The 13,585-nt window shown below is 63.1% G+C and carries 11 protein-coding genes; 7 read left to right on the top strand and 4 right to left on the bottom strand.

Annotated features, from left to right (window positions below):
- Positions 1-5: 5 nt before the first annotated feature.
- From ACJO2E_RS00055 to ACJO2E_RS00045, 3 genes are all read right to left on the bottom strand, one after another.
- Entirely contained in the window at positions 6-797 is a 792-nt protein-coding gene (locus ACJO2E_RS00055; RefSeq protein ID WP_406960671.1) for an enoyl-CoA hydratase-related protein, read from the bottom strand.
- A gap of 13 nt (positions 798-810) precedes the next feature.
- A complete protein-coding gene (locus tag ACJO2E_RS00050; RefSeq protein ID WP_406960669.1) occupies positions 811-2,103 on the bottom strand; it encodes a 3-hydroxyacyl-CoA dehydrogenase NAD-binding domain-containing protein in 1,293 nt (430 codons plus the stop codon).
- A gap of 108 nt (positions 2,104-2,211) precedes the next feature.
- Positions 2,212-2,898 carry a nitroreductase gene (locus ACJO2E_RS00045; protein WP_406960667.1) on the bottom strand — a complete coding sequence of 229 codons (687 nt, stop codon included), beginning with the start codon at positions 2,896-2,898 and terminating at the stop codon, positions 2,212-2,214.
- A 177-nt stretch (positions 2,899-3,075) separates the two neighbouring features.
- Between ACJO2E_RS00045 and ACJO2E_RS00040 the strand changes: the two genes are divergently transcribed.
- From ACJO2E_RS00040 to ACJO2E_RS00025, 4 genes are all read left to right on the top strand, one after another.
- Complete coding sequence (locus ACJO2E_RS00040) at positions 3,076-3,930, top strand: thioesterase family protein (protein WP_406960665.1); 855 nt, start codon at positions 3,076-3,078, stop codon at positions 3,928-3,930.
- Between the two features lie 208 nt (positions 3,931-4,138).
- Positions 4,139-5,305 (top strand): C4-dicarboxylate TRAP transporter substrate-binding protein, encoded by a 1,167-nt coding sequence (locus ACJO2E_RS00035; RefSeq protein WP_406960663.1) that lies wholly within the window; start codon positions 4,139-4,141, stop codon positions 5,303-5,305.
- 79 nt (positions 5,306-5,384) lie between these two features.
- Positions 5,385-6,500: a CaiB/BaiF CoA transferase family protein gene (locus ACJO2E_RS00030; RefSeq protein WP_406960661.1), complete on the top strand. Its 1,116-nt coding sequence runs from the start codon at positions 5,385-5,387 to the stop codon at positions 6,498-6,500.
- 27 nt (positions 6,501-6,527) lie between these two features.
- The gene (locus ACJO2E_RS00025) at positions 6,528-7,676 is read left to right on the top strand and encodes an acyl-CoA dehydrogenase family protein (protein WP_406960659.1); all 1,149 of its coding nucleotides are present in this window, start codon (positions 6,528-6,530) and stop codon (positions 7,674-7,676) included.
- Between the two features lie 377 nt (positions 7,677-8,053).
- Here the strand turns inward: ACJO2E_RS00025 and ACJO2E_RS00020 are convergent, their stop codons facing one another.
- Complete coding sequence (locus tag ACJO2E_RS00020; RefSeq protein WP_406960658.1) at positions 8,054-10,765, bottom strand: winged helix-turn-helix domain-containing protein; 2,712 nt, start codon at positions 10,763-10,765, stop codon at positions 8,054-8,056.
- A 262-nt stretch (positions 10,766-11,027) separates the two neighbouring features.
- Between ACJO2E_RS00020 and ACJO2E_RS00015 the strand changes: the two genes are divergently transcribed.
- From ACJO2E_RS00015 to ACJO2E_RS00005, 3 genes are all read left to right on the top strand, one after another.
- Positions 11,028-11,810, top strand: coding sequence for an SDR family NAD(P)-dependent oxidoreductase (locus tag ACJO2E_RS00015; protein ID WP_406960657.1), 783 nt, complete (start codon positions 11,028-11,030; stop codon positions 11,808-11,810).
- A 142-nt stretch (positions 11,811-11,952) separates the two neighbouring features.
- Positions 11,953-13,134 carry an acetyl-CoA C-acetyltransferase gene (locus tag ACJO2E_RS00010; protein WP_406960656.1) on the top strand — a complete coding sequence of 394 codons (1,182 nt, stop codon included), beginning with the start codon at positions 11,953-11,955 and terminating at the stop codon, positions 13,132-13,134.
- A gap of 80 nt (positions 13,135-13,214) precedes the next feature.
- On the top strand, positions 13,215-13,585 hold a 371-nt coding region (locus ACJO2E_RS00005; protein WP_406960654.1), incomplete at its 3' end, for a TRAP transporter small permease.

Raw genomic sequence — 13,585 nt, 5'->3', positions numbered from 1 at the left:
TGGGGTCAGAATGTCGGGTCCCGCTTTTCCAGGAACGCCTGGACGCCCTCCTGGAAGGTGGGGCTGTCGATCAGTTCCTGCTGGCGCTCGGCCTCGTAGTCCAGCTGTTCCGCGAGGGTGGCACCATCGGCGCGGTCGAACGCTTCCCGCAGTTCCGGGGCCCCGTGATTGGGGCCGGCGGCCACCCGTCGTGCGGTGGTGAGGGCCTCTCCGGCAAGGTCGTCGTCCGCCACGCATTTCCAGATCAGGCCTTCGCGGACCGCATCTTCACCATAGAGTCGTTCCCCCAGCAGGCTGACGGCCATGGCCTTGGCCCGGCCGATCAGCCGGGGCAGGATCCAGGTGGCACCCAGGTCCGGCAGGATGCCCAGCTTGGGAATGAACGGGAACAGGAAGTAGGCGGACCTGCCGGCCACCACGATATCCGCCGCCAGGGCGATACTGGCGCCGGCGCCCGCGGCTGCGCCGTTAACGGCGGAGACCACCGGGAAGGGCAGGGCCCGCAGCTTCAGCGCCAGCGGGTTGGACAGTTCCTCCATCAGGTTCTTCACCTGGGTACCCAGGCTGGGGCCGTCGCTGTCGGGGCCCATGGAGCCCAGGTCCGCCCCGGAACAGAAGGCCTTGCCGGTGCCGGTGATAATCAGCGCCTTGATATCACCGTTGCCGGACAGCTCATCCAGGGCCGCCATGACTTCCTGCTGAAGCGGTACCGACATGGCGTTCATGGTTTTGGGCTGGTCCAGGGTGAGGGTGGCGATGCCGTCCTCGATGGCCAGGTGAATGCGTTCGTAGCTCATGGCCGGTCTCCTGTCAGTTGCCCGCCGGGAAGGCGTCGTAGAAGCTGCCGCCGTTCTCAGCCAGCTTGCGGATGGTGGCGGTGGGTTCGTACTGGGTGCCCAGGTGGCGGTATTGCTCACACTGGTCCAGGATGGCCTTGGCACCCAGGCTGTCGGCGTAGCGCATGGCACCGCCCTTTTCCCGGGGGAAGCCGATGCCCATCAGCAGGGCGGTGTCCAGTTCCTCGGCGGAGTTGACCACCTTGTCCTCCAGGCAGTGCACGGCTTCGGTGATCATCGCCAGCATCATGCGTTGCTGGATCTCCTCGACGCTGATGTCCTTCGGGCCGTTGGGCTGGATGGTACGGATCAGCTCATGGGCCTCCGGGCTGGAGTGCTTCTGGGGCCGGCCGCTGTCATCCGGGGTGTACTCATAGAAGCCCTTGCCATTCTTCTGGCCGAGCCGGTCCTTCGACTTCATCAGCCGGAAGGCGTCGTTTTCGATATGGGGCATGCGCTCCGGGTAGCCGGCGGAGATCACGTCGGACACATGGCTGCCGGTGTCGATACCAATAACGTCCTCCAGGTAGGCCGGGCCCATGGGCCAGCCGAAGGCTTCCATGGACTTGTCCACGTGCTCGAAGTCGGCACCTTCCTCCACCAGTTGCAGGAAGGCCCGGGTATAGGCGGTGAGGATGCGGTTGACGAGGAAGCCGGGGCAGTCCTGAACCACGATCGGCGTCTTGCCCATTTTCAGGGCCCAGGTGACGGCGGTGGATACCGACTCGTCGGAGGTGCGGGAGCCCTGGATGATCTCCACCAGCGGCATCACCGGCACCGGATTGAAGAAGTGCATGCCCACGAAGCGCTCCGGGCGCTTCATGTGCTGGCTGATGTCGTCGATGCGCAGGCTGGAGGTGTTGGACGCGATCAGGGTGTCGTCGCGGACTGCGGTTTCCACCTCATCCAGCACCTTGTGCTTGAGGCCGAGGTTCTCCACCACGGCTTCGATCACGCCGTCCACCCTGTCGAAGCCCTGGTATTCCAGGGTGGGAACGATGGTGGCAAGTACTTCCTCAGCCTGCGCCTGGGTCAGCTTTTCCTTCTTCACCAACCGGTTGACCTGACTGGTGGCCGTCTTCATACCCAGGTCGAGCTGTTCCTGGGCGATATCCTTCATGATGACCGACACGCCATGGGCGGCGCTGGTGATGGTGATGCCGCCGCCCATAATGCCGGCGCCCAGTACCGCGGCCTGATTGACCGGGCGGGCCTTGTCACCGTGTTCCTTGAAAACCTGCTTGAGTTCGGCGGAAAGTCCGGACACGTGTCTGCCTCCTGTTCTATCTGAATAGCGGTATGAATATTGGTGAGAGAAATAGCGTGGCAGCGCCCCGCTGTCGTCGTCCGAACCGACGAAGCGGGGGCGCCGGGGTCAGATGCCCCGGAAGGTGGTGAAGTCCTCCAGCGCCGCCCGACGGGTGCGGAGCTGATTAACCGGGTCATCCTCGTCCATGTAGCCGATGGACATGCCGGTAAACAGCATAAGGTCCTCCGGCGGTTCGAGGAATTCCTTCAGGGTCTGGTGATACAGGCTCCAGCATTCCTGGGCGCAGGAGTCCAGGCCTTCCTCCCGTAGCAGTAGCATCACCGTCTGCAGGTACATGCCCAGGTCCGACCACTGGGGCGGGCCCATCTGCCGGTCTACATAGCAGAACAGGGCCAGGGGCGCATTGAAGAACTGGTAGTTGCGGGCAAACCAGCCCATACGGGCGGCCTTGTCGTCCCGGGGGATGCCCAGTAGTCCGTACATGTCCTCCCCCACCTGGAAACGGTAGTCCCGGTAGGGGGATTTCAGCTTGGTTGGATAGACACTGTACTCGGGCCCCTCACCGGTGGGGGCTTCCTTCACCCGGGTGGCCATGATTTCCTTGAAGGATCTCAGCTCGTTACCACCGATCACGTAAAGCTGCCAGGGTTGAAGGTTGCCGCCGGACGGGGAACGGGCGGCTTTCTCCAGCACCCGGCGGATAACGGTGCCGTCCACGGGCTGGTCGGTAAAGCCGCGTGTGGACATGCGGGTGTCGACGGCCTCTGAAACGGTTGTGGCCTTGTCTCTCATGGCGGGGCTCCCTGATGGACTGGTTCTTGTATCTTGTAAGAGATGAAAGTTTTGATGGTGCTATCGTGGCTTTCGGCGGGTCACTTGGCAATCGTCGCTTACGACGAAGTAGGTTGCGAAATCTGACAGGAAAATGGATCCTAAAAGGATCAACTCCAGCAGGACATTCATCGCAATATGACGACAGATACGCAACCCGGTGCCGTTTTCCGCGGCACCCTGCCCCCCCGATATACCGACCAGGACACCTGGCGCCACGTGAATAATTCCCGCGCCTACCAGTTGCATATCGAAGCCCGGATGCAGGCGCTGGTCCATCGTTTCGGCCCCGATGCCTGGTTCTCCGATGCCGAGCGGCTGCGACCGTTGCGGGCCATCACCCAGTTTCGGGAGATGAGCTTCTACGGCAACGACATCGGGTTCGAGGTGGAAGTGCTCGGTTGTGACCGGGACACCGTGCAGTTGCGCACCCAACTGCACCAGAACGATCAACTGGTGGGCATTCAGGATGTCTGGCTGGGGGCTTTCCTCAACCATGAACGGGTGGCCCTGCCGGACGACCTCTTCAGCGGCTTCCGATCGGGGGTGGATGCCGCCCCCGCCGCCCTTCCGGACGAGGGCTACAGCCAGTACGCCGACGATTTCTCCCGGTTCCCGGTACAGCGGGAACTGACGCCCCGTTACGCGGACCTGGACGCCGACAGCCAGCGCAGCGAAGCGGCCATTGCCCGGTACATGGAGCAGGCCCGTTTCGGCACCCTGCGCGAGGTGGATCTGGGTGGCAAGGGTTTGCTGATTGCTGCCCTGGACGTCACCTTCGGCCACTATCGACCCAGCTCCACGCCCGTCAACCTGGTGACCGGTGTGAGCCACATTGGCAACACCTCCTTCCATCTGACCGGCGGCGCCGAGAGCCGTCACGGGGTCCACGCCATCGCCAACAGCGTGATGGTCATCGTTGACCTGTCCACCAACCGTCCGACGCCGATCACCGACGAGATCCGGCAGCAACTGGAGCGCCTGTCGCTCTGAACCGACCTGTTCCGGCGTTGGCCGGCAAGGTTCCCTGACAAGCCCGGCGCAGCCCGGGCTTTTTTGTGTCAGCCCCTTCTGCCTCCACCCAAAAGATCGTCGTCAGTTCGTCGGTTTCGACGATGGGACCGCCGGATTGGCCTGCCTACACTGTGCGATACATACAGACAGCTCTGTCATCAGAACAACAACACCGGAGAGCACACCCATGGCACATCCCAGACAACCGCGATCGCTGGCCGTACTGTCGGTCTCCCTGCTTACCATGGCCCTGGTGGCCGGCCAGGCCCAGGCCCGGACCCTCAGCTATGCCTCGGTCTATCCCGCCGGATCGGAAGCCGACAAGGCGGTCAACGCCTGGGCCGACAAGCTGGAAGAGTATTCCGATGGCGACCTGACCGCCAAGATCTACGCCATGTCGTTGCTGAGCGCGTCGGAAGTGTCCGGCGGTGTCCGTGACGGTCTGGCTGACGCTGGCTATCTGCTAACGGCGTACTTCCCGGCGGAGTATCCCCATATCAACCTGCTCAACGAGTCCGCCATGCAGGTAAACCTGTATGACAAGGACCGCCTCAACGGCTTGGGAACCTACGCCTTCCAGGGGGCGATCACCGAATTTATCTTCTTCAACTGTCCGGAATGCCTGCAGGAACTGGAAGCCCAGAACCACGTGTACACCGGCAATGTCGCCAGCAGCGGTTATGGCATGGTGTGTAACGAACCGGTGGTGACGCCGGGGGATATGGAAGGCCTGCGCATGCGGGTGGCCGGGTCGCACTGGTCCCGCTGGGTATCCGGATTCGGCGGATCGTCGGTATCCATGACCATCAGCGAGATCCGTGAAGGGCTCAGCCAGGGTGTGCTGGACTGTACCATTTCATCGCTGCCGGAAATCACCAACCTGAACCTGACCGAAGTGGTCTCCGATGTGACGGTGGACCTGCCGGGCGGTATCTACGCCGGTTCCAGTGGTGCCAGTGTCAACCGGGACGTCTGGCAGTCCCTGTCCGAGGACCAGCGGCGGGTCATGCTGCGGGCGGGTGCCTACCTGACCGCCAGCACCCCCTGGCGTTATGAGACCACCCAGGAACAAGCGCTGGATGCCGTCCGCGAGCAGGGCGGCAATGTCCACACCGCATCGGAGGAATTCCACGAGGCTACGGCGGCCTTTGTGGAAAAGGATATGGATACCATCGTCGAGTTTTACCAGGAGCGTTATGGCATCGAACGTGGCGAGGAGATCATGACGGAGTTCTCCCAGGTGCTCGACAAGTGGGTTGACCTGGTCCAGGGCGTGGAGAGCGTCGATGAACTGGCCGAACTCTACTACGACGAGATCTTCGCCAAGGTCGATGTGTCCAGCCACGGGCTCTGAAACCAGGCAGCTATACCGTATTGACCGGGCCCCTCTGGAGGCCCGGATTATCGAATGACCAATGTGATCCGGGGGAACCATGTCAGGTCCACTCACTGGCAAGCGAATTGTTGAAATGGTCGGCCTTGGTCCGGCGCCCTTCTGCGGCATGATGCTGGCGGACATGGGGGCGGAGGTTATCCGGGTAGACCGCCCGGGTGCCGGCAGGGACGGCGCCTGGAAGTACGATATCCTCTCCCGAAACCGAACGACGGTCTGTCTTGACCTGAAAAAGCCGGAAGGAGTGGAGGCGGTACTGGCGCTGGTGGAAAACGCCGATGCGCTGATCGAGGGCTTCCGCCCCGGCGTGATGGAGAAGATGGGCCTGGGGCCGGAAGCATGCCAGGCCCGGAACCCGGCGCTGGTTTATGGTCGTATGACCGGCTGGGGGCAGCATGGCCCGCTGGCCCACGCTGCGGGCCATGACATGAACTACATCGCCATCAGCGGCGCTTTGCATGCCATTGGCCGTGCCGACGAACCGCCGGTTGTACCACTGAACCTGGTAGGCGACTTCGGCGGTGGCGGCATGCTGCTGACCGTGGGCGTGCTCGCCGCCATGCTGGAAGCAGCGGATTCCGGACAGGGACAGGTGGTGGACGCCGCCATGACCGATGGCGCTGCGCTGCTGTCGTCGATGATGTACGGATTCAAGGCCGCCGGTCAGTGGAGTAACAACCGGGGCGAGAACATGCTCGACGGCGGCGCTCATTTCTATGATGTCTACACCTGTGCCGACGGCCGCTACGTGGCGGTCGGTGCCATCGAACCCAAGTTCTACGCCGAGCTGCTGGAACGCTGTGGCCTGGAGCAGGACGCCTTCGAGCCCCAGATGGACCCCCGCCGCTGGCCCATGCTCAAACTGAAGCTGGCGGATGTATTCCGTACCCGCACCCGGGACGAATGGTGTGAGATCCTGGAGGGCACCGATGCCTGCTTCGCACCGGTGCTGGACTGGGACGAGGCGCCACTGCATCCCCATAACCGGGCCCGCAAGACCTTCGTGGAGGCGGGCGGCTATACCCAGCCGGCACCGGCGCCCCGTTTCAGCCGAACGCCTTCGGATTCGCCGGCGGCGCCCACGGCCCCGGTGGAAGACGCCACCGGCGTACTCTCCGACTGGGGGCTGCCGGACGACCTGATCCGCTCCCTGTGACCTGATTCATTAACCGAGGACTGCATTATGTCGATTGATCTCACCCCACGCTGGCAGGACGAAGAGCTGTCCATGTTCCGCGACAGCGTTGGCCGCTTCCTGGAGGCCGAAGTGGCCCCCCACGACGAGGAGGCCCGCAAGCAGGGCAACGTGGGCCACGCCATGTGGCGCAAGGTGGGCGAGATGGGCCTGCTGTGTACCGACATCCCTGAGCAGTACGGCGGTGCCGGCGGGGACTTCCGCCATGAGGCGGTGGTGGCCGAGGAAATGGGCAAGCGTGGCCTCACAGGCCTGAACCATTCCGTTCATAGCATCGTCGCGCACTATTTCCTCAACCATGGTACCGACGAGCAGAAGGAAAAGTACCTGCCCCGCATGGCTCGGGGCGAGCTGGTGGGCGCCATCGCCATGACCGAGCCTGGCACCGGCTCTGACCTGCAGGGCGTACGCACCCATGCGAAAAAAGACGGCGATCACTATGTGATCAATGGCTCCAAGACCTTTATCTCCAACGGTTACCTGGCGGGCGTGGTGCTGGTGGTGGTGAAGACCGACACCAGTCAGGGCGCCAAGGGTATGTCCATCATGATCGTGGATACCGAGGATCAGCCCGGCTACAAGGTGGGTCGTGTACTGGACAAGATCGGCCTCAAGGCCCAGGACACCTCGGAGCTGTTCTTCGAGGATGTGCGGGTACACGAGCGCCAGTTGCTCGGCGGCGTCGAGGGCCGGGGTTTCTTCCAGCTGATGGGGGATCTGCCCTACGAGCGCCTGTTTATCGGCGTGGGCGCCATGGCCGCGATGGAAGGCGCCTATAACGCCACCCTGGACTATGTCCGGGAGCGTACGGCCTTCGGCCAGCCCATTGCCGAGTTCCAGAACACCAAGTTCAAGCTGGCGGAGATCGCCACCACCCTCAAGGTGGGGCGGGCCTTTGTCGATGAGTGTGTCGAGGACATGCTGGCCGGTAAGCTGGATACCAACAAGGCCTCCATGGCCAAGCTCTGGGGCAGCGAGAACCAGTGCCGGGTGATTGATGAATGCCTGCAACTGTTTGGTGGCTACGGCTACATGAATGAGTATCTGATTGGGCGGATGTATACCGATGCCCGTATTCAGCGGATCTACGGTGGTACCAACGAGATCATGAAAGAGGTGATTTCCCGGTCTCTCTAGTGATTGGGGGCTGGCTTTGGTGCGGGTACCCTTTCTCCGCTGCAATTCACGGCTCGTCCATGAGCCGACCTTGCACCGCGCCATCCATGGCGCTGCTACGAAAGGGTACCCACACCAAATCCGTCAAACTGTAGTGCGGGCCTCCAATCGCTCAGGAATCTTTCCACGAAGGTAATATAAAGAGCACCTTAGCTCGTTATGGACGGGTACGTGCGCCCGTGAGGTTTGCCGGAGGTATGGTGGGGGGTGTTTCCGGAGCAGCGACAGGACGTCGCGGTGCAAGGTCGGTCCAGGGATGGACCGTGAATTGCAGCGGAGGAAATGCCCCCCACCATGCCTCCAGACTCCGAAGCCAAAACTATCTCCGAGAGAAACGCTCAGACAATCCCCAACCGCCGGGCAATAGCGACAGCCTGCGTCCGGCTGCTGGCATTCAGCTTGGAATTGATGTTTCGCAGGTGGGTACGAACGGTGCTGTCGGACACAAACAGCTTCTCCGCCATGGCACTGTTGGAGTAGCCCTCCGAGAGTAGCCTCAGCACGCGGATCTCCTTGCGGGTGAGGGGGTCGAGCAGGGTGTTCTCCGGTTCCGGGCTGGCTGCCTGTTCCAGCAGGCCGGGGCCGAAGGCGTCCAGCAGCGACTGCACGTAGCCCGACAGGATCGGGTCGCTGCGCTCGTTGCTTTCCTTCTGGTTCTGGGCGAACAGTTGCACCAGGGTGCCGGCGGCCAGGCCCTCGTCCACGATCAGTCGCAGGTAGCCCTCCGACGACGCTACGTGCAGTACCTCTCCCAGCTGTTCCAGGGCCTCCCGCAGCCGGGTGCCCCGGTGCAGGGCGATGGCCTTGAGTAGCTTCAGCTTCAGCGCCCTCCGGTAGCGGTGCTCGTCGTTGGCGGTGGCCAGTTCCTTTTCCAGTGCCGGCAGGGCGCGGTCGGCGTTGCCGGTGGCGATATCGAGCCGGATTTCCGCCAGTTCCAGGTATTCCAGGTCATTGGCGGGCAGCCGCAGGGTCTGGACCCATTGCCACAGGTCGCGGTCACCGGCCCGTTCCAGTTCCTGGCGGGCGGCATCGTGGCGACTCTGTAACAGCAGCAGCCGGGAGCGTTCCAGCCGGGTGGTGGCGACCACCCGGGGCAGGGTGCGGATATGGCCCAGGTGTTCCAGTTCCGTCAGGATACGGAAGGCCTGGTCGATCTCGCCCTTGGTGAAGGCGATCCGTGCCAGCATGATATCGCTCAGCAGCATATGGTCCGGCAGGCCCACATCCCTGGCCAAGGGGCCGTAGACATGCAGCAGCCTCGCCGCCAGGTCCAACTGGTTCTGCTCATAGATGGCGCCGGCGTGGAGCACCCCGGCCCAGGCGTTGCCGTTGGCCTGGCTGAAGGAGGACGCCTGTCGGGTGGCGCCCACCGCCAGGCGGAAGCGGGCGGCGGCCTGGCGCTGGCGGCCCTCCTGCATGTCGATAATGCCTTCCACGGTCTCCGAGTACATCACATTGAAGGAACTGGAATGGGTACCCTGGGCATCCCGGGCGCCGTCCAGCAGTTGCCGCCCCTTGTTGTAAAGACCCATCACCGAATAGCTGTTGGCCATGGAGTTGATCAGGGCCATGTCCGCAAATGGCTGGCAGGTGGGCAGTTCCGGCAGCCCCCGTTCACCAACCTCGATGGCCTCCTCCTGACGGTCCGACATGGACAGGGTCAGGGGACGAATGGCCATGACATGGGGGCGGATCGCCGGGTTGTCGGACTCCTCCAGCCGGGTTTCCTCCAGCATCTCGATGGCTTCCGTGGGGCCACGGGTAAAGCACAGGGCCCAGACCCAGGTCATCTGCAGTTCCTCGTCCCGCTGCAGGTGCTCCGGCGGGATGGTACTGAACCAGCGGGAGAGCAGGCGCATGCGCCCCTGGGACAACAGGTGGGCGGCGTGAGTGCGCAGCAGTGCCAGGGCCCGTTGATAGTCGCCCCCTTCCAGGGCGTGGTCAATGGCGGGCACGGGCCGCTGTTCCTGCTCGTACCACTGCGACGCGGCCTGGTGCAGTCGGGGGATCTCTTCCGGGTGTTCGGCCTTGAGTTGGGCCTTGAGGAATTCGGCGAACAGGCTGTGATAGCGGTAGGTGTTCTCGTCGCTATCCAGCGGTGTCAGGAATGTGTGGGTGCTGGCCAGGTGGCACAGCATGGATTCGGCATCGGTGTCCGGCAGCAGCGCCTGGCAGATGGAGGCGTTCAGGTGCCGCAGGATGCTGGTGCGCAGCAGGAAACGGCGTACCGCCTCCGATTGCAGGGCCAGCACGTCATGGGCCAGGTAATCGGAGATGGTCTGGTTGGCGCCGGAGAAACGCTCGATAAAGGTCTCCGGCGATTCGTGCCCCTCCAGGGCCAGGGACGCCAGCCACAGGCCGGTGACCCAGCCCTCGGTACGGTCATGGATGCGCAGCAGGTCTTCCTGGGTCAGGGCCAGTTGCCGGCGGGCGATCAGGAAATCGGTGGTCTCTTCCATGGAGAAGCGCAGTTGCCGGGCGTCGATCTCCAGCAGCTGGCCCCGGGCCCGCAGACGTCCAAGCCCCAGTTCCGGCAGGTTGCGGGTGCCGATGATGAACTGGCCCCGGCGGGGCAGGTGTTCGACGATTTCGCGGATCAGGCCCAGCACCGCGGAGTCCTGTACCCGTTCAAAGTCGTCCAGGAACAGGGCGAAGGCGGACTGGTGCTCAGACAGCCGTGCCACGATATCAAGGGCGGCATCGCCGGTGGAGGTGAACGGGCGCTCCCCGGTGGTGTTCTGGTCCTTGCCGTCTTCGGTCAGCCGGGACACCGCCGCATTCAGGTACCACAGGAAACGGGAGACGTCGTTGTCGGCGTCGTCGAGGGTCAGCCAGGCGGTGACCAGCCCCTGGTCCTCCATGCGTGTCATGCACTGGCTCATGGCAGTGGTCTTGCCGAAACCCGCCGGCGCACGGACCAGCACCAGGCGGGCGGCGGAGGCGGACAGCATCCGGTCAACCACACCGGCGCGGGGCACCTGCGCCGCACGGGAGGTGGGCGGGTTGAGTTTGCTGGTCATCAGCACGCGTGAGGGGGTGGCAGATGACATCGATGCTTATCCTTGTTATTGATTATCGTAACTTTTTTGTGGCTGGCCTGCAGGCTTGCAAGTGCTCCAGTCTAAGCCGGTTTTCAAATCAGCCGCAAGCCCGGGCAATTCGTCGGATACGACGATGGCACCCTCACCGGGGCTCCCCTAACCTGTGATCAGATTGCTCTGGCCGGTGCCCCCGGGTGCGGCCGGCGTCGCTTTTTGACCCTGAACCAGAGACAACTAACCCTGAACCAGAAATAACACAAGGGCAGACCCTATGAAGCTTGATTCATCCATCAGCGCGGTGGTTACCGGCGGCGCCTCCGGTATCGGCGAGGCAACAGCCCGTCGCCTGGCGGCATCCGGCGTCAAGGTGGCAATCCTGGATTTCAATGAAGAACGCGGAGAAGCCGTGGCCGCCGAGCTTGGGGGCGTTTTCTGCAAGGTGGACGTTACCTCCGAGGACGCCGTGGATGCGGCCCTTGAAAAGGCCCGCGCCGCCATCGGCCAGGAGCGTATCCTGGTCAATTGTGCCGGTACCGGTAACGCCCACAAGACTGCCAGCCGCGCGAAACAGACCGGTGAGATCAAGCACTTTCCGCTGTCGGAGTTCGAGAAGATTATCCAGATCAACCTGATCGGCAGCTTCCGCTGTGCCGCCAAGTCCGCCGCCGGCATGTTGTCCCTGGACGGCCTGCAGGACGGGGAGCGCGGTGTGATCGTCAATATCTCCTCGGTGGCCGCCCAGGACGGCCAGATGGGGCAGGCCGCCTACGCCGCGTCCAAGGCCGGGGTGGTGGGCATGACCCTGCCCATGGCCCGTGACCTGATGGGCGAGGGCGTGCGGGTGAATACCATTATGCCGGGGCTGATCAATACACCACTGATGAATGGGTTGCCCGATAACGTCAAGGAAGCCCTGGCGGCATCCGTGCCCTTCCCCAAGCGTCTGGGCGATCCTGAAGAGATTGCCCTGCTGGTGGAGCAGATGGTGATCAACGGCTACTTCAACGGCGAAAGCGTGCGACTGGATGGTGCCATCCGCATGGCGCCCCGTTAACCGGATATCGTCGCTTGCGACGACGCGGGCATAGCGTGTTCACGCAAGAATGTCAGGCATTCGTTAGCACATCATCCCAACCCGGGCGGTGGGATGATCATCGAACAACCTTCGCCGCTGGGCGGCAATGAGGAAGAGAGACATGGCAGAAGCGTATATCGTAGCAGTAACCCGTACCGCCGGTGGCCGCCGGGGCGGCAGATTGTCCGGCTGGCACGCCACCGACCTGGCAGCGGCAGTCCTGAACGATGTGGTGGACAAGGCCAAGGCCGACCCCAACCTGATCGATGACGTGATCATGGGGTGTGTCAGCCAGATTGGCGAGCAGTCCACCAACGTGGCCCGCAACGCGGTGTTGGCGTCGAAACTGCCGGAATCGGTTCCCGGCACCTCCATCGACCGCCAGTGTGGCAGCTCCCAGCAGGCGATTCACTTTGCGGCCCAGGCGGTGATGTCCGGCTTCCAGGACGTGGTTATCGCCTCCGGTGTGGAGAGCATGAGCCGCACCCCCATGTTCTCGCCCATGGCCCTGGCCCAGAAAGCGGGCATTGCCGAGCACTACATGGGGCCGAACATCCAGCGGCGTTACCCGGACATCGAGTTCAGCCAGTTCATGGGCGCTGAAATGATCGCCAAGAAGTATGGCCAGTCCCGGGAAGACCTTCATGAGTTCGCCCTCAAGAGCCACCAGCGGGCCATTGCCGCCACCGAGGCGGGCCGTTTCGACAAGGAGATCCTGCCACTGCAATCACGACTGCAGGACGGTGGACCCCAGGACGAAATGCACACCGTGGACGAGGGCATCCGCTTCGACGCCACCCTGGAGGGTATCGCCGGTGTGAAGCCACTACAGGAAGGCGGGTTCATCAACGCGGCGGTGGCCAGCCAGATCTGCGACGGCGCCACTGCGGTGATGGTGGTCAGCGAGAAGGGCCTGAAGAAACTGGGCGTGGAGCCCCTGGCCCGTATCCACCATATGAGCGTGATCGGCCACGATCCGGTGATCATGCTGGAGGCACCGATCCCCGCCACCCAGCAGGCACTGAAGAAGTCCGGCCTGAACATCAACGACATCGACCTGTTCGAGGTCAACGAAGCCTTCGCGCCAGTACCGCTGGCCTGGCTGGATGTCACCGGTGCCGATCCGGACCGCCTCAACGTCAATGGCGGTGCCATCGCCCTGGGGCACCCGCTGGGCGCGTCCGGCACCAAGCTGATGACCACCCTGGTCCATGCCCTCCATGACCGGGGCGGACGTTACGGCCTGCAGACCATGTGTGAGGGCGGCGGCATGGCCAACGTGACCATTATCGAAAGGCTCTGACACCGGCGCGGGTGGCCCGCTGACGGTCACCCGCTCCACCTCCGCACATCGGTAACAATAATAATCAGCGAGGGTGCACCATGTACGCCATTGGTCGATTCCTGTCGAACGTGACCAACCTGATCTCCATTATTGGTGGCCTGGCCATCGCCCTGATGATGTTCCACATCAGCTTCGATGTGGCCGGACGCTACTTCTTCAATACGCCCATCCCGGGCACCATCACCATTGTTTCCTACTACTACATGTCCATTGCGGCCTTTATCCCCCTGGCCTTCGCCGAGCAGAAGGATGCCCACATCTCCGTGGAGGTGATCACCGAGCGTATGCCGGCGTGGATGCGTCACAACCTGGAGCGGCTGGCCATGCTGTGCTCGCTGGTGGTGTTCGGGTTGCTGGCGGTACGCACCTTTGGTGAGGCCCAGAAGAAGTTCGAGATGGGCGCCTCCAT

It is taken from the genome of Marinobacter shunpengi, assembly GCF_045449695.1.
In the GTDB taxonomy this organism is placed as follows: Bacteria; Pseudomonadota; Gammaproteobacteria; order Pseudomonadales; family Oleiphilaceae; genus Marinobacter.
Note: the sequence above shows the minus strand (reverse complement) of the source record. Positions and strands in the feature narration are given on the sequence as shown.